The 22882-nt window shown below is 73.2% G+C and carries 24 protein-coding genes and 1 tRNA gene; 12 read left to right on the forward strand and 13 right to left on the reverse strand.

What is annotated here, in order from left to right:
- The first annotated feature begins 185 nt into the window (after positions 1 to 185).
- From ACWFR1_RS03985 to ACWFR1_RS03995, 3 genes are read left to right on the forward strand one after another with little or no spacing between them, the layout of a single operon-like run.
- The gene (locus ACWFR1_RS03985; protein WP_453546157.1) at positions 186 to 1496 is read left to right on the forward strand and encodes a sensor histidine kinase; all 1311 of its coding nucleotides are present in this window, start codon (positions 186 to 188) and stop codon (positions 1494 to 1496) included.
- Entirely contained in the window at positions 1493 to 2209 is a 717-nt protein-coding gene (locus ACWFR1_RS03990) for a response regulator (RefSeq protein ID WP_453546160.1), read from the forward strand. Before ACWFR1_RS03985 ends, ACWFR1_RS03990 begins: the two co-directional genes overlap by 4 nt.
- A 13-nt stretch (positions 2210 to 2222) precedes the next feature.
- Positions 2223 to 2723, forward strand: coding sequence for a hypothetical protein (locus ACWFR1_RS03995; protein ID WP_376411199.1), 501 nt, complete (start codon positions 2223 to 2225; stop codon positions 2721 to 2723).
- Between the two features lie 202 nt (positions 2724 to 2925).
- On the opposite strand, the gene ACWFR1_RS04000 is transcribed toward ACWFR1_RS03995, so the two are convergent.
- Positions 2926 to 3594 carry a pentapeptide repeat-containing protein gene (locus tag ACWFR1_RS04000; protein ID WP_453546162.1) on the reverse strand — a complete coding sequence of 223 codons (669 nt, stop codon included), beginning with the start codon at positions 3592 to 3594 and terminating at the stop codon, positions 2926 to 2928.
- 116 nt (positions 3595 to 3710) lie between these two features.
- On the opposite strand from ACWFR1_RS04000, the gene ACWFR1_RS04005 reads away from it, so the two are divergent.
- Positions 3711 to 4874 (forward strand): NAD(P)-binding protein, encoded by a 1164-nt coding sequence (locus tag ACWFR1_RS04005; protein ID WP_453546164.1) that lies wholly within the window; start codon positions 3711 to 3713, stop codon positions 4872 to 4874.
- Between the two features lie 64 nt (positions 4875 to 4938).
- Positions 4939 to 5937 (forward strand): zinc-binding dehydrogenase, encoded by a 999-nt coding sequence (locus ACWFR1_RS04010; protein WP_453546166.1) that lies wholly within the window; start codon positions 4939 to 4941, stop codon positions 5935 to 5937.
- A 24-nt stretch (positions 5938 to 5961) separates the two neighbouring features.
- On the opposite strand, the gene ACWFR1_RS04015 is transcribed toward ACWFR1_RS04010, so the two are convergent.
- From ACWFR1_RS04015 to ACWFR1_RS04025, 3 genes are all read right to left on the reverse strand, one after another.
- Complete coding sequence (locus ACWFR1_RS04015; protein ID WP_056652160.1) at positions 5962 to 6291, reverse strand: hypothetical protein; 330 nt, start codon at positions 6289 to 6291, stop codon at positions 5962 to 5964.
- Positions 6292 to 6487: 196 nt separating this feature from the next.
- Positions 6488 to 6973, reverse strand: coding sequence for an N-acetyltransferase family protein (locus ACWFR1_RS04020; protein WP_453546170.1), 486 nt, complete (start codon positions 6971 to 6973; stop codon positions 6488 to 6490).
- A 62-nt stretch (positions 6974 to 7035) separates the two neighbouring features.
- On the reverse strand, positions 7036 to 8013 hold the full coding sequence (locus ACWFR1_RS04025; RefSeq protein WP_453546173.1) for an aminoglycoside phosphotransferase family protein: 978 nt from the start codon (positions 8011 to 8013) through the stop codon (positions 7036 to 7038).
- A 93-nt stretch (positions 8014 to 8106) separates the two neighbouring features.
- On the opposite strand from ACWFR1_RS04025, the gene ACWFR1_RS04030 reads away from it, so the two are divergent.
- Positions 8107 to 9498 carry an NAD(P)/FAD-dependent oxidoreductase gene (locus tag ACWFR1_RS04030; RefSeq protein WP_453546175.1) on the forward strand — a complete coding sequence of 464 codons (1392 nt, stop codon included), beginning with the start codon at positions 8107 to 8109 and terminating at the stop codon, positions 9496 to 9498.
- A 122-nt stretch (positions 9499 to 9620) separates the two neighbouring features.
- On the opposite strand, the gene ACWFR1_RS04035 is transcribed toward ACWFR1_RS04030, so the two are convergent.
- Both ACWFR1_RS04035 and ACWFR1_RS04040 read right to left on the reverse strand, forming a co-directional pair.
- The gene (locus ACWFR1_RS04035) at positions 9621 to 11693 is read right to left on the reverse strand and encodes a restriction endonuclease (RefSeq protein WP_453546178.1); all 2073 of its coding nucleotides are present in this window, start codon (positions 11691 to 11693) and stop codon (positions 9621 to 9623) included.
- 149 nt (positions 11694 to 11842) lie between these two features.
- Positions 11843 to 12280, reverse strand: a complete 438-nt coding sequence (locus ACWFR1_RS04040) for a DUF6223 family protein (RefSeq protein WP_453546181.1) — start codon at positions 12278 to 12280, stop codon at positions 11843 to 11845.
- A gap of 289 nt (positions 12281 to 12569) precedes the next feature.
- On the opposite strand from ACWFR1_RS04040, the gene ACWFR1_RS04045 reads away from it, so the two are divergent.
- Positions 12570 to 13742, forward strand: coding sequence for a sensor histidine kinase (locus ACWFR1_RS04045; protein WP_453546183.1), 1173 nt, complete (start codon positions 12570 to 12572; stop codon positions 13740 to 13742).
- Positions 13739 to 14419 (forward strand): response regulator, encoded by a 681-nt coding sequence (locus ACWFR1_RS04050; RefSeq protein WP_453546185.1) that lies wholly within the window; start codon positions 13739 to 13741, stop codon positions 14417 to 14419. Before ACWFR1_RS04045 ends, ACWFR1_RS04050 begins: the two co-directional genes overlap by 4 nt.
- A gap of 22 nt (positions 14420 to 14441) precedes the next feature.
- Here ACWFR1_RS04050 and ACWFR1_RS04055 read toward each other — a convergent pair whose 3' ends face one another.
- Positions 14442 to 14999, reverse strand: coding sequence for an enoyl-CoA hydratase-related protein (locus ACWFR1_RS04055; protein WP_453546225.1), 558 nt, complete (start codon positions 14997 to 14999; stop codon positions 14442 to 14444).
- Positions 14933 to 15154 carry an enoyl-CoA hydratase-related protein gene (locus ACWFR1_RS04060; protein ID WP_453546227.1) on the reverse strand — a complete coding sequence of 74 codons (222 nt, stop codon included), beginning with the start codon at positions 15152 to 15154 and terminating at the stop codon, positions 14933 to 14935. Before ACWFR1_RS04060 ends, ACWFR1_RS04055 begins: the two co-directional genes overlap by 67 nt.
- On the opposite strand from ACWFR1_RS04060, the gene ACWFR1_RS04065 reads away from it, so the two are divergent.
- Positions 15132 to 15518 (forward strand): HalD/BesD family halogenase, encoded by a 387-nt coding sequence (locus tag ACWFR1_RS04065; protein ID WP_453546188.1) that lies wholly within the window; start codon positions 15132 to 15134, stop codon positions 15516 to 15518. The genes ACWFR1_RS04060 and ACWFR1_RS04065 overlap by 23 nt on opposite strands.
- A gap of 49 nt (positions 15519 to 15567) precedes the next feature.
- Here the strand turns inward: ACWFR1_RS04065 and ACWFR1_RS04070 are convergent, their stop codons facing one another.
- The 4 genes from ACWFR1_RS04070 to ACWFR1_RS04085 all read right to left on the reverse strand — a co-directional run bounded on the left by ACWFR1_RS04070 (position 15568) and on the right by ACWFR1_RS04085 (position 18242).
- Positions 15568 to 16506 carry a GNAT family N-acetyltransferase gene (locus ACWFR1_RS04070; protein WP_453546190.1) on the reverse strand — a complete coding sequence of 313 codons (939 nt, stop codon included), beginning with the start codon at positions 16504 to 16506 and terminating at the stop codon, positions 15568 to 15570.
- A 299-nt stretch (positions 16507 to 16805) separates the two neighbouring features.
- Positions 16806 to 17054 (reverse strand): DUF7660 family protein, encoded by a 249-nt coding sequence (locus ACWFR1_RS04075; RefSeq protein WP_453546192.1) that lies wholly within the window; start codon positions 17052 to 17054, stop codon positions 16806 to 16808.
- A 57-nt stretch (positions 17055 to 17111) separates the two neighbouring features.
- Positions 17112 to 17420 carry an Imm32 family immunity protein gene (locus tag ACWFR1_RS04080; RefSeq protein ID WP_453546194.1) on the reverse strand — a complete coding sequence of 103 codons (309 nt, stop codon included), beginning with the start codon at positions 17418 to 17420 and terminating at the stop codon, positions 17112 to 17114.
- 745 nt (positions 17421 to 18165) lie between these two features.
- Positions 18166 to 18242 (reverse strand) — tRNA-Thr (locus ACWFR1_RS04085).
- A 182-nt stretch (positions 18243 to 18424) separates the two neighbouring features.
- Between ACWFR1_RS04085 and ACWFR1_RS04090 the strand changes: the two genes are divergently transcribed.
- The 3 genes from ACWFR1_RS04090 (at position 18425) to ACWFR1_RS04100 (ending at position 21078) form a co-directional block, all read left to right on the forward strand.
- On the forward strand, positions 18425 to 19522 hold the full coding sequence (locus ACWFR1_RS04090) for an ABC transporter ATP-binding protein (protein ID WP_453546197.1): 1098 nt from the start codon (positions 18425 to 18427) through the stop codon (positions 19520 to 19522).
- A gap of 232 nt (positions 19523 to 19754) precedes the next feature.
- Positions 19755 to 20165 (forward strand): hypothetical protein, encoded by a 411-nt coding sequence (locus tag ACWFR1_RS04095; RefSeq protein ID WP_453546199.1) that lies wholly within the window; start codon positions 19755 to 19757, stop codon positions 20163 to 20165.
- 196 nt (positions 20166 to 20361) lie between these two features.
- The gene (locus ACWFR1_RS04100) at positions 20362 to 21078 is read left to right on the forward strand and encodes a nucleotidyltransferase family protein (RefSeq protein WP_453546201.1); all 717 of its coding nucleotides are present in this window, start codon (positions 20362 to 20364) and stop codon (positions 21076 to 21078) included.
- Positions 21079 to 21190: 112 nt separating this feature from the next.
- Here the strand turns inward: ACWFR1_RS04100 and ACWFR1_RS04105 are convergent, their stop codons facing one another.
- Positions 21191 to 22801: a DoxX family membrane protein gene (locus ACWFR1_RS04105; RefSeq protein ID WP_453546203.1), complete on the reverse strand. Its 1611-nt coding sequence runs from the start codon at positions 22799 to 22801 to the stop codon at positions 21191 to 21193.
- Positions 22802 to 22882 lie beyond the last annotated feature (81 nt).

Genomic DNA, 22882 nt, shown 5'->3' on the forward strand with positions numbered 1-22882 from the left:
GTGGGGTCGGCGAGGGCGGCCATAACGTTTCGTCAATTCTCGGACGTCGATCACCCGGTCCACGCTGCCGCTCGGGCACCCCCGCCGGCATCGGCCCGTCGGCCACAAGTGTCCTGAAGGGCTGGCCCGGAGGCGTACGCCCGCGGGCCGATGCCCGGCCCGCCGCCCCCGCCTACGATCGGCCCATGCCCGCCACCATGACCGCCGCCCCTTCCGCCACCGAGCGCGTGTCCGGGGTCCTGGCCTGGTGCATGGCCGCCGCCCACCCCTTCGTCCTCTTCTTCGGCGTGCAGGCAGGCCCGTTCCGCTCGACGGAGCTGCGTCTCGTCCTCACCACCGCCGGCATCGGCATGCTGCTGCCCCTGGCGCGGCGCAGGCCGGAGACGGCCCTCGGCCTGCTCCTCGTCGGACTGTTCGCGGCGGCGACCACCCGGCCGGCCCCCGAGCTGGTGTACCTCCCGGTCCTCGCCGCCGATGTCGGCGTCGGGTGGCTGGCGGCCCGCCGTCCGCTCCGCGTCGCGGTGCCGGCCGCCCTCGCGGCGCTCCTCGCGCAGATCGGCACCGCGCTGTACACGACCTCCGGCCAGGACGTCTTCGTCACCACGTCCCTGGCGCTCGCCCTCGCGCTCCTCACCGCCGGGCTGTTCGGCCGTTCGGTACGCGAGCGGCGCACGCACGCGACCGAGCTGCGCGCCCGGACGGCAGCCGAGGCCGTCACCGCCGAGCGGCTGCGGATCGCCCGCGAGCTGCACGACGTCCTCGCGCACAGCATCGGCGTCATCGCCATCCAGGCAGGCGTCGGCCGACGGGTCATCGACACCCAGCCCGCCGAGGCCCGCAACGCGCTCGCCACCATCGAGACGACCAGCCGCGAGACCCTCGCCGGTCTGCGCCGCACCCTGGGCGCGCTCCGGGCCTCCGCGCGGGACATCCCCGCCCCACGGGACCCGGCGCCGGGGCTCGCCGATCTGGACCGGCTCGTCGCGTCCACGGCGGACGCGGGCGTACGGGTCGAGGTACGGCGGCTCGGCGCCCCCAGCCCGCCGTTGCCGCCACTGCCGCCGGAGGTCGACCTGGCGGCGTACCGGATCGTGCAGGAGTCGCTGACGAACGTCGTCCGGCACGCGTCCACGCCCGCCTGCCGGGTGACCGTGGACCGGAGCGAGGACACCCTGCTCGTCGAGATCGCCGACGACGGCCCGGCACAGCGCATGTCCGGAGCGGCCGAGCACGCGGAGGAATCCGGGACGGCCGGGCCCGCCGGGCGCGCCGAGGAATCCGGGACGGCCGGGCTCGCCGGGCGCGCCGAGGAATCCGGGACGGCCGGGAGGGCCGAGGCAGCCGGAAGGGCGGCCGGATACGGCATCGTCGGCATGCGGGAGCGGGCCGCGCTCCTCGGCGGCCGCTTCTCCGCCGGCCCCCGCCCGGGCGGCGGCTTCCACGTGACCGCCGCGCTGCCCCTGCCGCTCCCCCGGAAAGGCCCCCGCACCCCGTGACCCCGCAGAGCCCCGTACGCGTACTCCTCGTCGACGACCAGCCGCTGGTCCGGGCGGGCCTGCGCGTCCTGATGGCCGACCACCCCGACCTCGCGGTCGTCGGTGAGGCGGGCACCGGCGGCGACGCGGTCCGGCTCGCCCGCGACCTCCGGCCCGACGTGGTCGTGATGGACGTCCGGATGCCCGGCATGGACGGCATCGAGGCGACCCGGCTCGTCACCGCGGGCCCCGGCGCGCCCCGCGTCCTCGTGCTCACGACCTTCGACGACGACGAGTACGTGTACGGCGCGCTCCGCTCCGGGGCGAGCGGCTTCCTGGTCAAGGACATGGCCCTGGACGACATCCTCGCCGCGATCCGCGTGGTCGCCGCCGGGGACGCCCTGATCGCACCGGCCGTCACACGCCGCCTGATCGAGGAGTTCGCGGCCCGCCCCGAACCGGGCCCGGCGCCCGAAGGGGGTGCCGCGTCCGGCCCCACGTCCGCCCCCGGCTCCGCGTCCGCCCCGGGCCGTCCCCTCCCCGGCGTGACTGCGCGGGAGCGGGAGGTCCTCACCCTCGTCGGCCGGGGCCTGTCCAACGGCGAGATCGCGGTACGGCTCCACATCAGCGCGGCCACCGCCAAGGCGCACGTCGCGCGCCTCCTCAGCAAGCTGGACGCCCGCGACCGGGTGCAGCTCGTGGTCCTCGCGTACGAAGCGGGCCTGGTGCCGTGACACCATCGGTCCCGTGCTCGACATCGGCTACTCCCTCTCCCGTCGCTTCCCCGACCCGCCGCAGACCGACTACCGCCGCGCGGACGTCCACGCCCTGCGCCACGACCTCTTCTGCGGGGACGTCTACCTCGCCGACACCGAGGCCGACCGCGAGGTGTCCACAGCCTGGGGATGGGTGCCGGTCCTCGACTTCGCCTGGGCCCTGTGCGACATCGTCGAGCAGCTCGACCAGGACCCGCGCGGCAGCCGCGCCGCGCAGCCGCAGTACGCGGAGCTCGACTTCACCGAGTCCTCGGACCGGATGCTCTTCGAGCGCCGCTTCGGCTGGGTCGACGTCGAGGCCGACTGGATGCCGGGCGACGAGCCGCCGGTCACCTTCAACCACGCCGAACTGCGCCGCGAGGCACGCGACTTCCTGCACGACCTGATCGCCGACCTCACCGACATGCACGAGGGCCTCGGCGACAACCCGGCCGTCTGGTCCCTCCAGGCCCGCTTCCCCCGCCTCCCGTAGCCCTCTCGCCCCCCTCGGGGGATCGGTCCCTCGACCCCTCGCCGCGCCCCCGCGCCCATCGGCCCTCGCCACCGCACCCACCGCACCCATCGGCCCCTCGCCACCGGGCCACCGGGCCACCGGGCCACCGGGCCACCGGGCCACCGGGCCACCGGGCCACCGGGCCACCGGGCCACCGGGCCACCGGGCCACCGGCAGGATGTCACTCCTCCACCCGCACCCCCAGCCGCGCCGCGAGCACCGGCGCCAGGTCGAGGAGCTGCGCCGTCGAGATCACCGCGCCCGCCAGCGACTCCACCCCGCGCGCGATCTCCAGGCGCTGCACGCCCCGCAGGTCCACGTCCTTCAGCCGCGCCCCCGAGAAGTCCGCCCCGGTCAGCACGCAGTCCACGAACTCGACCCGCTCCAGCACGGCGCCCCCGAAGTCCGGCTCGCTCAGCACGCACCCCTCGAAGACGACGTCCTTCAGCTTCGCCGCCCGCAGGTTCAGATAGTCGCTCTTCCCGCCCCGCACCAGGACTCTCTCCAGCACCGCCCCGTGCAGCTGCACCCCGCCGAGCCGCGCGTCCACGACCTCCACGTCCCGCAGCTGCGCCCCCGACAGGTCCGCGCCCACACCCCGTACCCCGGTCAGCACCGAGTCGAGGAACCGCGCGCCCGTCAGACGCGTCTCGTCGAGCCCGCACTCGCGCAGCGCGCAGTCCAGGAACCGCGCACCCGCCCCCGACTGCCCCGTCAGGTCGAGCCCGGCCAGTTCGAGCCCGTCGTAGTCCCCGTCCGCCTCGATCCCGCCCTCGTACGCCACGAGGGGAGGCAGCCGCACCTCCGGCCGCCGCGCCCCCGCCACCCTGCTCTTCTTCTTCGTCGCCATGCCCCCATGGTGATCCACGCCACTGACAACGCCCCGCCCCGATGTCACAAACACGCCCTCGCCGTCCGTCCCCCCAGCTGAGACCGGGAACGGCACGGGACACGAGGGAGACGGACATGCGCAAGCTCACGATCATCGGCGGCGGCTTCGCGGGGCTCACCGCGGCGATCACCGCCGCCGAGGCCGGCGCCAAGGTGACCGTGCACGAGGCGCACCGGACGCCCGGCGGCCGGGCCCGTACGGCCGAAGGCCCGTACCGCACCAACGAAGGCCCGCACGCCCTCTACGACGGCGGCCCCCACTGGACCTGGCTCAAGCAGCGCGGCCTCCTCGGCCCGCTCGCCCCGCTGCCGCCCACCGAGGCCCTCCGGCTCCGCTTCCACCGTGCCGGCGCCCTGCGCCGCACCCCGCCGCTCGGCCTCCTCCGCCAGACCCTCCGGAACGCCGCACAGGCCCCCGTCGACCTCGACTTCCGCACCTGGGTCACCGGCCTCGCCGGCGAGCGGACCGCCCGCGAGGCCGCCGCCTACAGCGCGGTCGCCCTCTTCCACCACGACCCCGGCTCGCTCTCGGCCCGCTTCGTGCAGGAGCGCCTGCACCGGGCCGGTTCCCTGCCGCCCGAGGCGCACTACATCCGGGGCGGCTGGGGTCAGCTGATCGAGCGGATGGTCGCGCGGGCCTGGGAGATGGGCGTGCGCATCGAGACCGGGTCCCGCGTCGACACCCTGCCGCTCGGCGAGGGCCCGGTGGTCGTCGCCACCGCCCTGCCCGCCGCCGCCCGGCTCCTCGGCGACCCGTCGCTGACCTGGGACAGCGGCCGTACGGTCCTCGTCGACCTGGCGCTGCGGACCCGCAAGAGCGATCCGTTCGCCGTCTCGGACCTGGACGCGCCCGGCTGGGTCGAGCGGTTCACGGCGCAGGACCCCTCGCTCGCGCCCGCCGGGCAGCAGCTGATCCAGGCCCAGCTGCCCGTCGGCCCCGGCGAGTCCAAGGCGGACGGCGTCGCCCACGCGGAGCGGCTCCTCGACCGCGGCTTCCCCGGCTGGCGCGAGCGGACGGTGTGGCGGCGCGAGGCCGTGTCCCAGGGCCGTACGGGAGCGGTGGACCGGCCCGGCACGACCTGGCGCGACCGGCCGGCGGTCGACCGGGGCGACGGCGTGTACCTGGTGGGCGACCAGGTGGCGGCGCCCGGCGTGCTGTCGGAGGTGTCGTTCACGAGCGCGATCGAGGCGGTGTCGCTGGCCGTCCGCACGGAACTGCTTGACCTCAAGCGCGCTTGAGGTCGGAGGCTCTCCCTGTCACCACGATGCCGGAAGACACCCGGACGACGACAGGGGAACCGTCATGCACGCCATCCGCCTCCACGCCTTCGGCCCCGCCGAGAACCTCACCTACGAGGAGACGGCCGATCCCGTACCGGCCCCCGGCCAGGTCCGCGTCCGGGTCGCCGCCGCCGGCGTGCACCTCCTCGACACCGCGCTGCGGCTCGGCCGCACCGGCCCCTTCGCCGCCCCCGCCGAACTCCCCACGATCCCCGGCCGCGAGGTCGCCGGCACGGTCGACGCGCTCGGCGAGGGCACCGACCCGTCCTGGCTCGGCAAGCGGGTCGTCGCCCACCTCGGCATGGCCCCCGGGGGGTACGCGGAGCTCGCCGTCACCGACGCCGCCCGCCTGCACGCCCTGCCCGAGCAGCTCGGCGAGGCCGAGGCCGTCGCCATGATCGGCACCGGCCGCACGACCCTGGGCATCCTGCAGTTCACCGAGCTCGGCCCGGGCGCGGTCGCGATCGTCCCGGCCGCGGCGGGCGGCATCGGCACCCTGCTCGTGCAGTACGCGAAGAACGCCGGCGCCACCGTCATCGGCCTCGCCGGCGGCCCCGCGAAGGTCGCGCTCGTCGAGGCGAACGGCGCCGACCTCGCCGTCGACTACAAGCAGCCGGACTGGCCGGAGAAGGTCCGCGCCCACCTCGGCGGGCGCTCAGCGACCGTCGTCTTCGACTCGGTCGGCGGCGACACCGGCCGCGCCGCCGTCGACCTCCTCGGCGAGGGCGGACAGCACGTCGTCTTCGGCTGGTCGGGCGCGGGACTGCACGACGGCGAACCGCTGACGTTCACGCCGGAGGAACTCGCGGCGCGGGGCATCACCTCGGAGTCCGTCCTCGGCCCCGTCATGATCCAGAAGGCGGGCGGCGACATCCGCAACCTCGAACTGGCCGCCCTCGCCGCCGCGACCGACGGCAGCCTCCGCCCGGCGGTCCACCGCTTCCCCCTGGCGGCCGCGGCGGAGGCCCACCGCGCCCTGGAGACCCGGGGCACGACGGGCAAGGTGGTCCTGATCCCGTAAGAGAAAAAGAGGAGCTCGGGGGCCTCAGACGCCGATGACGTCCCACGAGTGCGCCTTGAACTCCTTCTGGAAGTCGGCGTGGTCCTCCCACATGCGGGCGGCGGAGCGCAGCACGTCCCAGTTGTGCTCAAGGGCCTGGTCGACCACGGGCCGCAGCTCCGGCGCCGACTCCCGCTTCTCCACGAGGCCCTTGACCGCCGAGGCGGCCTGCACGGTGTAGCGCAGGGCGCGCAGGGCCCGGGACGTGTCGTCCATCCCGAACCCGTGGTCCTTCCCGTTCGCGGGGTCGAAGAGGGGCGTCAGGCGCGCCTCGATGAAGTCGGTGATCCGCTGAAACCGCTGCTCGATATCCATGCCTCCTTCCTACAACACTCGCAGGGCGTGTTTCGAAAGTCCCGTCTGCCGGGCGACGCCTGGCACGCACGCTCGCCGCGTTGTCGGGATCATCCCGATACACCAGTATCGGGACGACCCTCCGCCTTGCGATCGCACGCACCAGACGCCGCCCGGCCTGCCCTTCGGGCAGACGACGCTACTTTCGAATCACGCCCTAGAGGACTCCCACGCCACCGCCGAGCTCGGCCAGCGCCCGGTCCGTGAGGCGGTACACCGTCCACTCGTCCTGCGGGCGGGCGCCCAGGGACTCGTAGAAGTCGATCGACGGCGTGTTCCAGTTCAGGACGGACCACTCCAGGCGCTCGTAGCCGCGGTCCACGCAGATGCGGGCCAGTTCGCGGAGCAGGGCCTTGCCGTGGCCGCCGCCGCGCACCTCCGGACGGACGTACAGGTCCTCCAGGTAGATGCCGTGGACTCCGCGCCAGGTCGAGAAGCTCAGGAACCAGAGGGCGAAGCCGGCGACCTCGCCGGACTCCGTCTCGGCGATGTGGGCGAAGGCGGCGGGACGGTCGCCGAAGAGGGCCTCGTGGAGCTGGTCCGGGGTCGTACGGACCTCGTGGAGGGCCTTCTCGTACTCCGCGAGGTCGCGGATCATGGCGAAGACGACGGGGACGTCGGCGGGCGTGGCGGTACGAATCATGGGACCAGCCTGCCCCGAGTCACACCCTCCCGGCCAACGCCCGCCGACCGCTCACCCCCCGCTCACACCCTCCTGGCCAGCAGGATCCGTGCGAGCGCCACCTGCTCGGGGTCCAGGCCGAGGTCCATGCCGGGGTCCAGACCGGGGGCCAGACCGGGGTCCAGACCGGGGTCCAGACCGGGGTCCAGACCGGGGTCCAGGCCCGGCTCCGCGTCCTCGACGTCCCAGAGCCCGTTCTGCAGGACGCGGCCGAGGGTCCACGCCACCGCCCGCCGCCGGTCGCCGACGACCTCGGCCAGCAGGTCGAACCGCCACAGCAGCTCGTCCGGATCGGGATCGAACCGGTCCATCAGGGCGGGCAGGAGGTCGAAACCCGGGTCGCCGGCGAGCGGCTTCGGGTCGATGGCCAGCCAGGGCTCCCGCTCCGCCGCGAGGACGTTGTCCAGGTGGAGGTCCCAGTGCAGCAACCGGTCCCCCGGCTCGCCGGCGACGTCCCGTACGGCCGCGGCGCACTCCCGCAGGACCGCCGCGTCCTCCGCGCCGAGCCGCGCGACCGCCTCCGGTACGTCCGCGAGCATGGCGGCGGCGACATCGCCGAGGGTCCGCAGCCCCGGCGGCGCGGGCACGGCCACGAGCCGGGCGAGCAGCCCCGCCACGACCCGCAGGGCCTCCCGGGTGTCCGCGACCGACGACAACGGCCGCCCGGCGTCGAGCCGCTCGAGGAGCATGGTCCCGGTGTCGACGTCATGATCGAGCAACCGCACGGCACCCGCCCCGCCCCACACCCGCAGCCCGACGGGCTCGCCCTCGGTCTCGTCGTCGAGGAGCTGCATCTTCAGCGCCGCGCGCGTACCGTCGGCGACCCGCTCCACGGGCAGCACCAGCGAGGCCACCCCGTACATCGAGGGCCCGGTGACCCGCAGCCCCCACCGGCCGAGGAACTCCTCGGCCCGCCCCGGCAGCCCGGCGACGAACACCCGCCCCGCCTCACCGTTGTACTTCGCCTGCGACCGCGCGAGCTCCTCGGGTACGTGAATCACGCCCCGAGACTAGACCCGTATCCACAGGACCGAGGCCCCCGGTAACGTCCCGCCCACGCACCGGGAAGACGGACTGAGGAACGGGAACGACACATGAGTACGGTCAACGGCGGCATCTCGTTCTGGTACGGGCAGGAGGGCGCCCCCGCGCCCCGCGAACCGCTCCCCGGGGACACCGCCGCCGACGTCTGCATCGTCGGCGGCGGCTACACCGGCCTGTGGACCGCCTACTACCTGAAGAAGGCCGTCCCCTTCCTCAACATCACGGTCCTCGAAGCCAAGTTCTGCGGCTACGGCGCCTCAGGGCGCAACGGCGGCTGGCTCTACAACGGCATCGCGGGCCGCGCCCGCTACGCCAGGCTCCACGGCCACGAGGCCGCCGTCCGCCTCCAGCAGGCCATGAACGCCACCGTCGACGAGGTCCTCGACGTCTGCGAGACGGAGAAGATCGAGGCCGACCAGCACCGCGGCGGTGTCCTGGAGGTGGCCCTCTCTCCCGCCCAGCTGGCCCGGCTGAAGGACTTCCACGCGTCCGAGGCAGCCTTCGGCGAATCGGACCGCGAGCTCTACGGCGCGCGTGAGACCGCCGACCGGATCCGTGTCACGGGCGCCGTCGGCTCGTCCTGGACGCCGCACGGTGCCCGCCTCCACCCGGTGAAGCTGGTCAAGGGCCTGGCGGCGGCCGTGGAGTCGCTCGGCGTCACGATCCACGAGTCCACGCCCGTCACGGAGATCAGGCCGAAGCACGCGATCACCCCGTACGGCACGGTCCGCGCCCCGTACGTCCTGCGCTGCACCGAGGGCTTCACGGCCTCCCTCGCCGGCCAGCGCCGCACCTGGCTGCCCATGAACTCCTCGATGATCGCCACCGAGCCGCTCACCGACGCGCAGTGGGAGTCCATCGGCTGGGAGGGCCGCGAGACCCTCGGCGACATGGCGCACGCCTACATGTACGCGCAGCGCACGGCGGACGGCCGGATCGCGCTCGGCGGCCGGGGCGTCCCGTACCGCTACGGCTCGAAGACCGACAACGACGGCCGCACGCAGCCGCAGACCATCGAGGCCCTCCGCGAGATCCTGGTCCGCTTCTTCCCGCAGCTCGCGGGTGTACGGGTCGACCACGCCTGGTCAGGCGTGCTGGGCGTCCCGCGCGACTGGTGCGCGACCGTCACCCTGGACCGCTCGACGGGCCTGGGCTGGGCGGGCGGCTACGTCGGCTCCGGCGTCGCCACGGCCAACCTGGCGGCCCGCACCCTCCGCGACCTCATCCAGCAGGACTCGGGCCAGTCGGGCCCGACGGACCTCACGGCCCTGCCCTGGGTGAACCACAAGGTCCGCAAGTGGGAGCCGGAGCCGCTGCGTTGGCTCGCGGTGCAGACGATGTACGCGGCGTTCCGGGGCGCGGACCGCCGCGAACTCACGGGCCACAGCGCACAAACCGACCGCGTGGCGACGCTGGCGGACAAGGTGACGGGCCGCCACTGACGGAGGGGCGGGAGGAGCGGGGGAAGGGGGCGAGGGCCGGGCGCTGGGCCGGGCGCGGGGCCACGAGCCACCCGTCCGACCCGCCCCCTACTCCAGTACTCCACCCGCCCCCACTCCACGGGTCACTCCACCTCGATCCCGAAGTCCCCCACCAGCTCCTCAAGGCCGCCCCGGTACCCCTTCCCCCCGAGGACGAAGTCCCAGTTGCCGCCGGCGCGCCGCCGGAACGACCCGAGGACGAGCGCGGTCTCGCCGGGCCGCCCGTCGGACACCTCAAGGCGGTCGAGCTCGTTCCCCGAGTCGTCCCGCAGCCGGATTCCGGCGTCGGAGAACCCGCTCAGATCGGCGTCGGGGTTCACCTCCGGGTCCACCGCGGCCACGAGGACCAGCCGGTCGGCGCGGGCGGGCAGCGCGTCGAAGCCGACCCGTATGGCGGCCCGGTCGCCGGTGGCGGCGGCGACCATGGCGACCGAACCATCAGGTGTGGCGGGGTTGTTGAAGAAGACGAACCACTCGTCGCCGAGGACCTGGCCGCCCGCGCAGACCAGGGCGCACACGTCGAGAGCGGTGGACCCCGACCACACCATGCCGAGCAGGTTGAAGTCGTCGGCGGCGTCGACGGGCGGAGTCACGGCGGGCGGGGCCACGGCGGCCTCGACGGGGCCGGGCGACGCCACCTCCCCCGTCCCCAACCGCCCCCGCAGCCCGTGCTGATGGAGCAGATCGACGAGCTCGGTCCCGGAGATCAACGTCAACGGCTTCCCGTTGGCGAAGGCGTACGAACCCGGTCCGAACTTCGAGGTCGTGACGAGCACGCCCTTGTTCGCCCCGGCGTCCTGCACGGTCCCGTACAGGTCACGGACGGCGGTCGGCGGGACGGTGTTCCGGTACCGCTTGACCTGCACGACGATCGAACCGCCGCTGATCGGGTCGGAGTCCAGGGCCTCGACGTCCACGCCGCCGTCGTTGGACCGGCGGGTGGTGACGGCCTGGAGCCCACGGGCCCTGAACAACTCGGCGACGAGCCCCTCGAAGGCGATCGGGTCCATGGCGAGCAGATCGGGCTCCTCGCCGTCCCCCTGGACGACGACGTCCGTGCCCACCTGCTCGGGCGTCCGCAGCGGCGGCACGGCGACCCGGTCCTCGGGCTTGGCGGACAGCCGCCCGGCGAGGGCACCGGTCAGACACTCCACGGCCCCGACGAGCTCCAGGTTCAACCGGTCGAAGTCCTGCCGCCCCACGACGACGGAGGCGACGCACACGCGCCCGGCGAGCCCGGTGGCGGGATCGACACCCCCGACGTACCCGTTCAGGGCGACGCCCTCCAGCGCCCCACCCCGATCGGCGGCGAACAGCTCCCGTACGGCGAGGAGCACACTCTGCGCGAGCACGTCCCGGTAGAGGGCCCGCCGCTGCGTCACCGGCCGCGGGACCTCCTTGTCCTGGTCGGTGCTCGGCAGGTACTTGACCCCCTTGGCGGCCGGCACGACCTCGTACCCGGGCAGGTCCCAGTCCAGGACGAACGTGCGCCCGCCGCGGTCGTACGCCGCGACGACCTCCCGGGGAAACCCCTCGGGCCAGGCGGTCGAGGCGAAGAGCACGGCCGAGAAGAACTCGACGACGGTCTCCGGCTCTCCCATCCGCAGGGCGTCGGCGGCCCCGGCGACCCCGGAGTTGTGCTGCCGGATCTCCCGGGTCCGCTCCTCCGCCCAGGAGTCGTACGCCGCCCGGTACGCGGCCAGTTGCTCCAGACGCCGCGCCTCGGCGGCCTGCGCCGCGTACCAGTCCCGCTCGAACCGCTCCCGGCCGCCGTGGTCCTGGTAGTACCGCTGATCCGGCATGGCCACGGGCACCCCCAACGCCCCGGGCGCGAACGGCGCGACCTCCTCGCTCCGCCGCAGTCCCTCCACGCCGAGGGCGGGGGCCCGGCACCCCGAGACGAGCAGCCCCTGGAGCTGGGCGACCCGCGCGTCCAGCTCATGGGTCCGCCGGAGAGCGTCCTCGTCCCGATGCCGCCGGTAGGCGGCGCGCTGCTCCTTCTGCATCCGGGCGACGTCCCGCTCGTGCGCCCGCTGCGCCCCTTCCGCCTCCCTGCGCTGCCGCAGCACCGCCTGCTGCTGCCCCTCCCGCTCCCTCTGCGCAACCCGCTGCTGCTCGGCCCACACGCCGATCAGCCCACCGGAACGCCGCCCCATCCCCGCACCTCTCCCCGACAACCCCGCGCCACCTGTACACCCCGTAACGCACAAGTGTCCCGGACCGAGCCGGTCCGGGACACAGAACCAGCGGGTAAGAAGCGGGTGGGAGCGGACGGGGAGCGTGAGGAACTCCGCCGGTCAGCCGGTCAGCCGGTACGCCGGGAGCGGGCCAGAGCGACCCCGCCGAGGACCGTGGCGACCAGCCCCAGCAGCAGGGCCACGTAGGCCCCGCCACGACCGTTGCCGGTACCGATACCGGCGTCGGCGGTGACCGCGACAAGCCCGCCGAGAACCAGGCCGACCGCCCCCGCCGCCAAGGCCGCCAGGGCTCCGCGCGGCCCGCGGGCGGTGCCGACGGGACCGGCGGGGCGGATCAGCGCGAGGACGGCGACGACGACGCCGACCAGCGCGACCAGCCCGCCCGAGGCGGCGCCGATCCGCCCCAGGCTGAAGTCGGTGACGGCGGCGGCGACGGGCTGGGCCGAGGCGGACGCGGCCGCGGGTGTGGCGAGAGCGAGACCTCCGCCGAGAGGGACCACGAGAGCAGCCCCGACGAAGGCCGGAAACAGACGGCGAACAGACACAGAACGACGACGGCTCCCACGCGTACTACACATGCTCGTGCTCGTGCTCGTGTTCGTGGTCGTGCTCGTGCTCGTGGTCGTGCTCGTGCTCGTGCTCACTCGGGCTCTCCTCCTACGACTGGACATGGTCCGATCCTGTCGGCCGCGACCACTCCGGTCGTCCCGCGGACGCGGACACTTCGCGCTACCGCGGTCGTGGCAGGCGCCGCGAAAGTACTGCGTGCGCAGTAGCCCGCCACTCGTCCGCGAGCGGGATTCCACCGCCGGGCCATCCGGCTAGGGTGCCCGCATGAACAAGGGACGCTTCGGTGTGCGACCCGAGGCCAGGGACTTCCTGACCGCCGTCGGAGTGGCGGCGGCGCTGCTGGTCACCGGGGTGTCCGCACAGCACCCCGCCTCGGCGCGCGGCCTGCTCGGCTACGCGCTGCTGGTGGCCGGAGGGCTGGCGCTGGCCGCCGGGCGCCGCGCCCCGGTCGCCGTGCTGGCCGTCACCGGGGTCTGCGCCGTCGGGTACCAGGCGGCCGGTTTCGACGTGGCAGCCGTCGCGTTCCTGTTCGCGGTGTACGCGGCGATGCGAGCCGGCCATCGGATCGTCACGGTGGCGGCGAGCGTGACGGTGCTGGCCGCGCTCCCGCTCGCGGCCCTGGTCTCGGGCCCGCACACGACGGGCGAGGCCTTCGCGCAGGCCCGAGGTGCCCTGGAGATCGCCTGGCTGATCGCCGCCGGTGCCGCCGGTGAGGCGCTCCGGCAGGCGGAGCGGCGAGCGGACGAGGCGGAGCGCACCCGGGAGGAGACCGCGCGGCGCCGAGCGGACGAGGAACGGCTGCACATCGCGCGGGAGTTGCACGATTCGCTCACCCATCAGATCTCCGTCATCAAGGTGCAGTCGGAGGTCGCCGTGCACGTGGCCCGGAAGCGGGGCGAGGAGGTCCCGGAGGCGCTGCTGGCGATCCGGGAGGCGGGCCGGGACGCCGCCAGGGAGCTCCGGGCGACGCTGGAGGCGCTCCGCGACGACGACACGAGCCCTCCGCACGGACTCGAACACGTCCCGGACCTGGTGGAACGGTCCGAGAAGACCGGCCCGAAGGCCACCCTGACGATCGCGGGAGACCCACGCGGCGTGCCGGCCGCGGTGGGCCGGACCGTCTACCGGATCGTCCAGGAGTCGCTCACGAACGTCGCCCGGCACGCGGAGGCGACCGAGGCATCGGTACGGATCGACTACCGCCCGGACGCGGTCGTCCTCCGGATCGACGACGACGGCAGGGCCACGGCGGCCGCCGCGCCCGTACCCGGCATCGGGCTGCTGGGGATGCGCGAACGCGTCACGGCCCTCGGCGGCCGCCTGCGGGCAGCGCCGCGCCACGGAGGCGGCTTCGCCGTCGAGGCGGAACTCCCCGTACTCCCCACACTCCCCGTACTCCCCACACTCCCCGTACTCCCCGTGGAAGGGGCGTCATGATCCGCGTCCTGCTGGTCGACGACCAGCCCCTGATCCGGAGCGGCTTCCGCGCGCTCCTCGACCTCGAGGACGACATAGAGGTGGTGGCCGAGGCCGCCAACGGCCAGGAGGGCCTGGAACTCGCCAGGAAGCACGCCCCCGACATCGCGCTCATCGACATCCAGATGCCGGTGATGGACGGGATCAAGGCGACCGAGCACATCGCCACGGACCCCGCCCTCTCCGACGTACGTGTCGTGATCCTGACCAACTACGGCCTGGACGAGTACGTCTTCCACGCGCTGCGCGCGGGTGCGGCCGGGTTCCTCGTCAAGGACATCGTGCCGGAGGACTTCCTGCACGCCGTCCGCGTGGCCGCGCGCGGCGACGCCCTGCTCGCGCCCTCGATCACCCGCAAACTGATCGCCCGCTACGTCACCCAGCCACCCCCCACCCACACCGGCACCGGCGCCGGCGCCGGCGCGGCGCTGAAGCACCTGACCGCCCGCGAACGCGAGGCCGTCACCCTCGTCGCGCAGGGCCTGTCCAACGACGAGCTGGCGCACCGCATGGTGATCAGCCCGGCGACGGCGAAGACCCACGTCAACAGGGCCATGACCAAGCTGCACGCCCGCGACCGCGCCCAACTGGTGGTCCTGGCCTACGAGTCCGGCCTGGTCGTCCCAGGCGCCGGCTGAGGGACGACGGAGCCGGCCGCCGTCAGGTCGCCCGCCGGGTGAACCGTCGTGCGCCGGCGACCGCCTGCGGGGACCCCATCAGCCCGTCGCTGACCGGGTCCTGGAGGGCGAAAGCGGTGGGCTCGTCGTGGCCCCGTGTCAGGTGGACGATCCGCTTGACGGTGGCGACGGCGTCGCGGGTGTGGCGGCTGATCTCCTCGGCGAGGCCGAGGGCGGCGGTCACCGCCTGCCCGTCCGGTACGAGGCGGTTCACCAGACCGTGGTGTTCGGCGCGGGTGGCGGCCAGCCGGTCTCCGGTGAGCAGCAACTCCATGGCCAGGTGGTAGGGCAGGCGGGTGGGCAGCCGGATGGCCCCGCCCTCGGACGCGACGAGGCCCCTGGCGACCTCGGGCAGACCGAAGAAGGCCGACCGGCCTGCGACGATCAGATCGCAGGCCAGGGCGAGTTCGAAGCCGCCGGCGACGGCCGCGCCCTCGACGGCGGCGATCAGCGGAGTGGTGCGGGTCGCGCGGGTCAGCCCGGCCAGGCCGCGGTCGGGATGCCGTGCTCGGGGAACGCCTTGAGGTCCGTCCCGGAGCAGAAGTGACCGGCTGCTCCGGTCAGCACCCCGACGCGCAACGCGTCGTCGTCCTCCAGCGCGGACAGCGCCGCGTCCAGGGCGGCGGCCGTCGCGGCGTCGACGGCGTTGCGTACGGCGGGCCGGTTCAGCGTGATGACGAGGGTGGTGCCGTGCACGGCGGTGAGCGTCGAGCGGCACGTTCTGAACGTGCTCCACCGCCCCGGCGACACCCACGGCGCCCACACGGACGACTACCCGCTCGCGCTCGTCCTCTTCCTGGAAGCCCCGCCGCACCCCGCCGACGGCGGACTGCTGGAGTTCCACCCCGGCCGCGGGGACCTCGACGCCCTCGACGCACCGGGCACCCACCGGGCACACCACCGCCCGGGCGACGCCTACGTCCTGCGCAGCGACCGCACCGCCCACCGCGTCACCCCACTCGACCGCCCGGGCCTACGGCGCACGGTCCTCAACTTCGCGTACACGACACCCGGCCACCAGAACCCCACCGCCCCGTCCGCCGCCCGCCTCTACGACTGAGACACGACGGCGGGCCGGGGCGGGACACCCAGGCGCTGTCGTCGGCACGTCACGCGGACCTCGGAGTCTCCAGGACCATGCGGATCTCCGTCACGGCGTAGTTGGCGCGGTCGAAGGCGGCGGCCATCGGGAGGTTCGTGGTGTCCGTGGTCGCGGTGATGCGCTCGGCGCGTTCGGTCGCGTGGAAGCGGGTGATCTCGGCGAGGATCTCGTCGATGAGTCCCTTGCCTCGCTGCTCGGGTACGACGCCGAGGTACCCGACGTTGCGGTTGTACGGGGTCGCTGACGGGAGGGCCAGGCCGGCGAGCGTCCCGTCGGGCAGCTCCGCGAGCCTCCACCAGGAGCGCTCGCCCGGGCAGTCGAGGTAGAACTCCATGTCCTCTTCGGCCAGCTGCCTGGCGCTCTTCGTGCGCAGCTCGTCCCGGGTGGCCTCGTCGAGGCTGTCGGTCGACACCCGGACGAAGGCGTCCAGGAACTCCTCGTCGTCGCCCTCGCGGAACGTCAACCGCCCGCCGGCCTGGGGCAGTCCCGCCGCCGGGGTCCACTCGTAGCGCAGGCGCTGAATCTCCCGGCTCAGCCCTGCGCGCAGGCCCGCTTCGCGACGCCAGGCCACCGCCTGGCCGAGTTCCGGTCGGCTGCTCCAGTCCGCGGGGAGGGAGAGGTTGTACAGCGGGCGCGCGCCGAAGGCGGCATGCCCGGCGTCAAGAAGCCCGGTGGCGACGGCGACCGGATCGGCGACGCTGGAGCGGACCTGAAGACAGTCGAGCGCTATGGGGCGCTCGCTGTCGGCACGGCCCCACCACAGCGCACGGGCAAGGACGTTCCCGTCCTCGTCCTCGGCCAGCCAGACCCACTCCGGGCGGAACTGGTCGGCGTCAAGCTCCTCGCGGATCTTCTCAGCGGTCAGGGGGACGATGGGACCGTCGGCCGGGTAGGCGACGGCACGGTCCAGGGCGGTCGGGTCCGCGGAGGCGGGAAAGAATCGCATTCGGCACATGATCACGACTGGGAAATACCGGAGCAATCCATTTGTCGCTGCCGGCCACGGCGTGGGCGGCAGCCGCGTCCAGCATGCGCCGGCCTGCGGACGGGGAAGGGGCTGCCGTCAGGCCATAGGTGGGGATGCCCTAGGCGGGGATCCTCATGAAGTCGAGGCGCCGGGTAACCGCGGCGCCCTAGGCGGATCGACCGACTCTCTCTCGTGCTGGCGGCACTCGCCGGCGCCCAGCAGCGCATCCCACGACAGAGCAGCCCCGGATCCCGTCCGGGGCTGCTCTGCTGTGCCTCCTACTCGTACGTCGTCGCCGCTTGGAGCGCTCGGGCGAAGAAACGCCAGTCTCCGTCGACAGGCAGCTCGTGGCCGGCGTTGCGGTACCACCCGTCCGCGTCGTCAACCCATGCCGCCAGGGCTTCCAGGAACCCGGCAAGGTCTGCGTTGCCCCACGAGTCACCGTCGTCGGCACAGCCACGGCGCAGAGAGCGAACGAAGGATGCCAGGTCTTCTCTGCTGTCGACGTGATCGGGAGAAGTGGTCATGCGCGGCACCCTACTTGGGAAGCCATATGCGACCGGATGGCCTGCGCGCCGAAGGCGCTACTCCTCGTCGCTCCGCTCCAGTACCAAGCCGACGGAGCCGTCTTCCAGCCCGTTGTTGTCTTCGAGGTGCAGGTGCGCTCCGTCGGAAACGCCGTCGCCGGCCAGCACGAGCAGGTGCCCAGCAAGCGTCCTGAGGCCCGCGGCATTCGCCTCGATGACAACCTCACCCCCGAGGTTTCGCACCTCGATCCGAGCGTCCGCATCCCACGTGAAGACGAGTGCGGCACCATCCGTCACCGTGACGTGGGTGCTTTCGATCGGGGCATGGAGCGGTTCGGAAGCCATGAAGACCATGATGCCGCTCATGACCCACGCCTCCGGAGGGCGCGTGAGTCCTGCGCGTCAACGCCGGCCAGAGGGTCGACAGAGCATCGCCACGCCTCCGCCGTCCACAGATGGACCGCACGCCGCACGGGCGGCCACTCAAGCAAGATGCCTTCGAGGCGTCGCAGTTGGACACTCAGCCCAGACAGCACCGTTGTCAGTGCATCCCCCTAGGGTTTCAAGCGCGCGGTCGGCTTCCGGGGGTTCCAGCTCTGAAGTGAACGGTTGCATCCCCGATGTGTCTGGGGGCGGCCCGGAGACTCGTCCGGGACCTAACCGACGGTCGGGCTTCGTCGATGGCCAGGAGTGACCTGCCAGCGCCGACCGCGCACAACCCTCCACGTGGGCAACACCTGATCCCTAGCTCTAGCCGGATCGGGTCAGCCATACGGTCGCCACGCTTCACCCAGTCGCGTCCGTGGAGCACGCCACCTGAGCACCCGCTCACGGAGCCCCCGCCGCCCTGGAGCCTGAGCCCCCCGCCGGAGGCATCGTCCTGGCCCGAGTGCCGTGGCCGCCCCTGGGTCGTCACCCATCGACCCGAACTGCCAGGCCTGCGGTCGGCGCCCGGGCTGGAGCGCAGGTCCGGGCGACGGGGTCGCCGAGAGACGATCCGCCAGGCCCGGAAGGACCGTAAGGACGGGCCTTCCGGCACGTAGGTGGCACGGCCGTGATCATGCGAAAGGGCCAGCGCCGGGGAAACATGCGCCTGCGCTGGCCCTTTGCCTGGAGCCCCCTGTCGGGTTCGAACCGACGACCCCCGCTTTACAAGAGCGGTGCTCTGGCCAGCTGAGCTAAGGAGGCAGCGAGTGCAGTGTAACCAAACCCGTCCCGGTGGCGGCCGGAAATCTCACGCGCTCCGGAGTGCTGACAGATCGGGCATCGCCAGGTAGCGTCACTTGCGGTTCACCCAGGTGGACTAGACCTCAATCCTTCCTTTACTCGGATCGTCCGGCACGTTCCTGCCGGTGAAGGGACACATCACCATGGCTTCCGTCACTTTCGACAAGGCGACCCGGGTGTACCCCGGTGCCACCAAGCCCTCCGTCGACCAGCTCGACATCGAGATCGCCGACGGCGAGTTCCTCGTCCTCGTCGGGCCCTCCGGCTGTGGCAAGTCGACCTCGCTCCGCATGCTCGCGGGGCTCGAGGACGTCAACGCCGGCTCCATCCGCATCGGTGACCGCGACGTCACGCACCTGCCGCCGAAGGACCGGGACATCGCGATGGTGTTCCAGAACTACGCGCTGTACCCGCACATGACCGTCGCCGACAACATGGGCTTCGCACTCAAGATCGCCGGCGTCAACAAGAGCGAGATCCGCGCCAAGGTCGAAGAGGCCGCGAAGATCCTCGACCTCACCGAGTACCTGGACCGCAAGCCGAAGGCGCTCTCCGGCGGTCAGCGTCAGCGTGTCGCCATGGGTCGCGCCATCGTGCGTGAGCCGCAGGTCTTCCTCATGGACGAGCCGCTGTCGAACCTCGACGCCAAGCTCCGCGTCTCGACCCGTACGCAGATCGCCGGTCTCCAGCGCCGCCTGGGCATCACCACGGTCTACGTCACCCACGACCAGACCGAGGCCCTCACCATGGGCGACCGCGTCGCCGTGCTGAAGGACGGTCTGCTCCAGCAGGTCGACTCCCCGCGCAACATGTACGACCGCCCCGCCAACCTCTTCGTCGCCGGCTTCATCGGCTCCCCCGCCATGAACCTGATCGAGGTCCCGATCGCCGACGGCGGCGTGAAGTTCGGCAACAGCGTCGTCCCCGTCTCCCGTGACGCCATCGCCGCCGCGTCCGCCAACGGCGACACCACCGTCACCGTCGGCGTCCGCCCCGAGCACTTCGACGTGCAGGGCTCCGAGAGCGACCAGGGCATGGCCGTGACGGTCAACGTCGTCGAGGAGCTCGGCTCCGACGGCTTCGTGTACGGCTCCACCCGCGTCGGCGGCGACGACAAGGACCTCGTGGTCCGCGTCGGCGGCCGTGACGTCCCCGCCAAGGGCTCCACGCTCCACGTCGTCCCGCGCGCCGGCGAGCTGCACGTCTTCTCCACCTCCACGGGCGCCCGCCTCAGCGACTGATCCGTAGAGCCTCTGATCCGTAGAGCCTCCCCGAACGGCCCCTCGTCTCTCGCAGACGCGGGGCCGTTCGCGCCTCACACGCCCAAGTGGTGGTTTACCCCGGAAAACCCCGGCATTCAGGGCCTGCCCACGACCCCGCCGTCAACACGGAATTCGAAAAGCCGCCTCGAACCATCCCCCGCGAGAGTGACTAAATGTCGCCATATCACTACCGGCCGCTACGCTCGCCTGCGTGACGCACACTGCCCGCCGAATCGGCCGCTCTCTCGCCCTCGTCCTGCCCGTCGTCCTGGTGCTCTCGGGCACGCTCGCGGTGTCCGCCGTTCCGTGGGCCGGCCAGGACTCCGCCACCCAGCTGACGGCCTCCTCCACGGAGGTCTCCGTCCGCGCCAAGTCCCGTGCCCCGCAGGATATTCTCCGCGACCAGCTCCTCGCAGAGCTTCAGGAGAAGGACCCCGGCACGGCCCTCACGCACCTCCAGCGCGAGGTGGAGAACCGGCCCTCGCTCGCCGTGCACTGCATGTCCATCGCCCGCGCCCTCGGCCGCGCCGCCGTCAAGCACTACGGCCCCTCCCGTGCCCAGTCCTTCTCCCGCCCGGTCTGCGACACCTCGTACGCGACCGGCGTCATGCGCGCCGGCTGAGCCGCGACCTGAGCCACGAGCCGGGACCTGACCCGAGCCCTGACCCGAGCCCTGGCCCGGGCCGCGAGCCGGGACCTGACCGGAGCCTTCCCCTGAGCCTCGCGCCGAGCCGCGACCTGAGCCACGGGTCGAGCCTCACGTCGCGTCCCCTCGCGCATTCGGGCCTAGGGCGTGCGGGGCGCCTATCGTTCCCCGTATGCACATCAATCCGACGCAGGCCGTGGTCCTGGCGGGCGGCCAGGGCTCGCGGCTGCGCCCCTACACCGACGACCGCCCCAAGCCGATGGTCGAGATCCCGGGTACCGGGACCCCGATCATCGGCCATCAGCTTTCCTGGCTCGCCGCCGAGGGCGTGACCGACGCCGTCGTCTCCTGCGGCCACCTCGCCGAGGTCCTCCAGGAGTGGCTGGAATCCGCCGACCTCCCCCTCAAGGTGACGACCGTCGTCGAGTCCGAGCCCCTGGGCCGCGGTGGTGGCCTCAAGTACGCCGCCACGCACCTCCCCGCGCCGGACCAGCCCTGGTACGCGACCAACGGCGACATCTGGACCCGCTTCTCGCTCCGCGAGATGGCCGCGTTCCACGCCGAGCGGGACGCCCTCGCGACGCTCGCCCTCGCCCGCCCCCGCATCCCGTGGGGCGCCGTCGAGACCGACAACTTCGGGCACATCACCGACTTCATCGAGTCGCCGCCGTCGCCGTTCCTCATCAACGCCGGCGTGTACGTCTTCTCCGCCGCCTTCACCGAGCTCCTCCCCGACCTCGGCGACCACGAGCGGACCACCTTCCCCCGGCTCGCGCGCGAGCGCCGCCTGGCGGGCTTCCCGCTGCCCCAGGGGGCCTACTGGCGGGCCATCGACACCGCCAAGGACCTGACCGAGGCCGCCAAGGAGCTCGCCGCCCAGCGGGCCTGAAGCCGGCCCAACGGAGCACCTCTGCACGCGGTACGCCTGTACCTCTGTACGCAGACCAGAAGGGCGGCTCCGCGTCCCCGCGGTGCCGCCCCTCTCCGTACGTCCTCCCGGCTCAGCCCAGCAGGCCGCCGATCGGGTTCTGCGCGCCGCCCGTCGTCGAGCCGCTCTCCGTCGGGGTGCTGCTGCCGCCCGTCGAGCCCGTGGAGCCGCCGCTCGACGTGCCGCCCGTGGTCGTCGGGGTGTCGCTGGTCGTCGGCGGCGGGGCCGGGTCCGACCGCGTGGGCGGACGCGTGGTCGTCGAGGAGCCCGTGCTGCTGCCCTGCGTCGCCGTCGGGCGCTGCTCCCGCGTGCGGGTGGACTCCGGGGTCGTCTCGGTCGGCCGGGTCGCCTCCTCGGTCTCCTCGCGGCCCTCGGTGGCCTCCGTCGTCGCGGAGGTCGCGGCCGGCTCGGGCGCGGTGGAGGCGCTCTTCGAGGGGGCGCGGCGCGTCGGCTCCGTGGGGAGCGGCGCGCCGGGGAGGTGGTTGATCGGGTCGTCGTTGGGGCCCGGGACGGTGACCATCTCGGTCGAGCGGACCGCGCCGCCGAGGACGGAACCGATGAGGAGCGTGAGGCCGACGACGACCGAGGCGAGGAGGGTGCTGCGGCGCGTGACACGGCGGCGCAGGGCCCAGAGTTCGGCGCGGGGGCCGAGGGTGCGCCAGGCCTCTCCCGCGAGGCGGCCGTCGAGCGAGTAGACGGGGGCGCCGGCGATGATCAGCGGCGACCAGGCGGCCAGGTAGATGATGTCGGCGGAGTCGTAGACCGGGACGGTCCGCCAGCTGACGGTCAGGATGAGCGCGGCGGAGAGCAGGGCGCCGACGACGGCGGCCGCCCGCTGCCACAGGCCGAGGACGGTGAGGACGCCGACGACGACCTGGAGGAACGCGACGGTGAGCCCGGCGCCCACGGGGTGCTGGAGGGCGAAGTCGCGGAGCGGTTCGGCGAGGGCCCACGGGTGGAGCGAGTTGAGCCACTTCACCATGGAGCCGCGCTCGCCGCCGTCGAAGTAGACGGGGTCGCAGAGCTTGCCCATGCCCGCGTAGATGGAGATGAAGCCGAGGAACACGCGGAGCGGCAGGAGGACGACGCCGAGGTTCATCCGGCGGCCGGGGTAGAACGCGTGCCGGACGGGGTCGTGCGCCTGGCGGCGACCGTCGCGGCCGTCGCGACCGGCCGCCCTGTCGTCCTCGTACGGCCCCGGCGTCTCGGGCCGGAGGTCGTACACGTCGTCGTAGGCGCCCTCGGCGCGCCGCATCGGCGGCAGCAGCGGCGCGGCGGCCTCGGCGGGCACCACCGGGGTAGGCATCGTGTCGTCGATGCGCGGGATGGCCTGCGTGGCGCCCGCGTCCGGACCGGTGTGCCGGACGGACGGGTCCAGCGTGGAGACGGCGGAGGACTCGCGTACGGCCTGGAGGAGTCCGGTCGCGCCCGGCGCGGACTTCCCCGTCCACACGACGGGCCGGCGGCGCGGCGCGCCCCCTCCTGCTCCCGCCCCTCCGCCGGCTCCGGAGAGCGCGGCGACGCGCGGGTTCGCGGCGAACGTCGGCGCCTGTGCCGGCGCGAGCCGCACACGGAAGCTGGCGTGGTTCACGATCACCTGGGCGGGATCGGAGTCCACTTTGACCATGCTCAGCGCGGGCTGATCGTCGAACCCCGGCCGGGGCGTTCTGGTGTCCACACTCATCTAACCGAGTGATCTGGGTTTAGGACACTGCCTTGACGGCTCGCAAATGTCCGAGACCCGTCAAGATCAACGCCGCGGCCG

It is taken from the genome of Streptomyces sp. NPDC055103 (genome assembly GCF_053607625.1).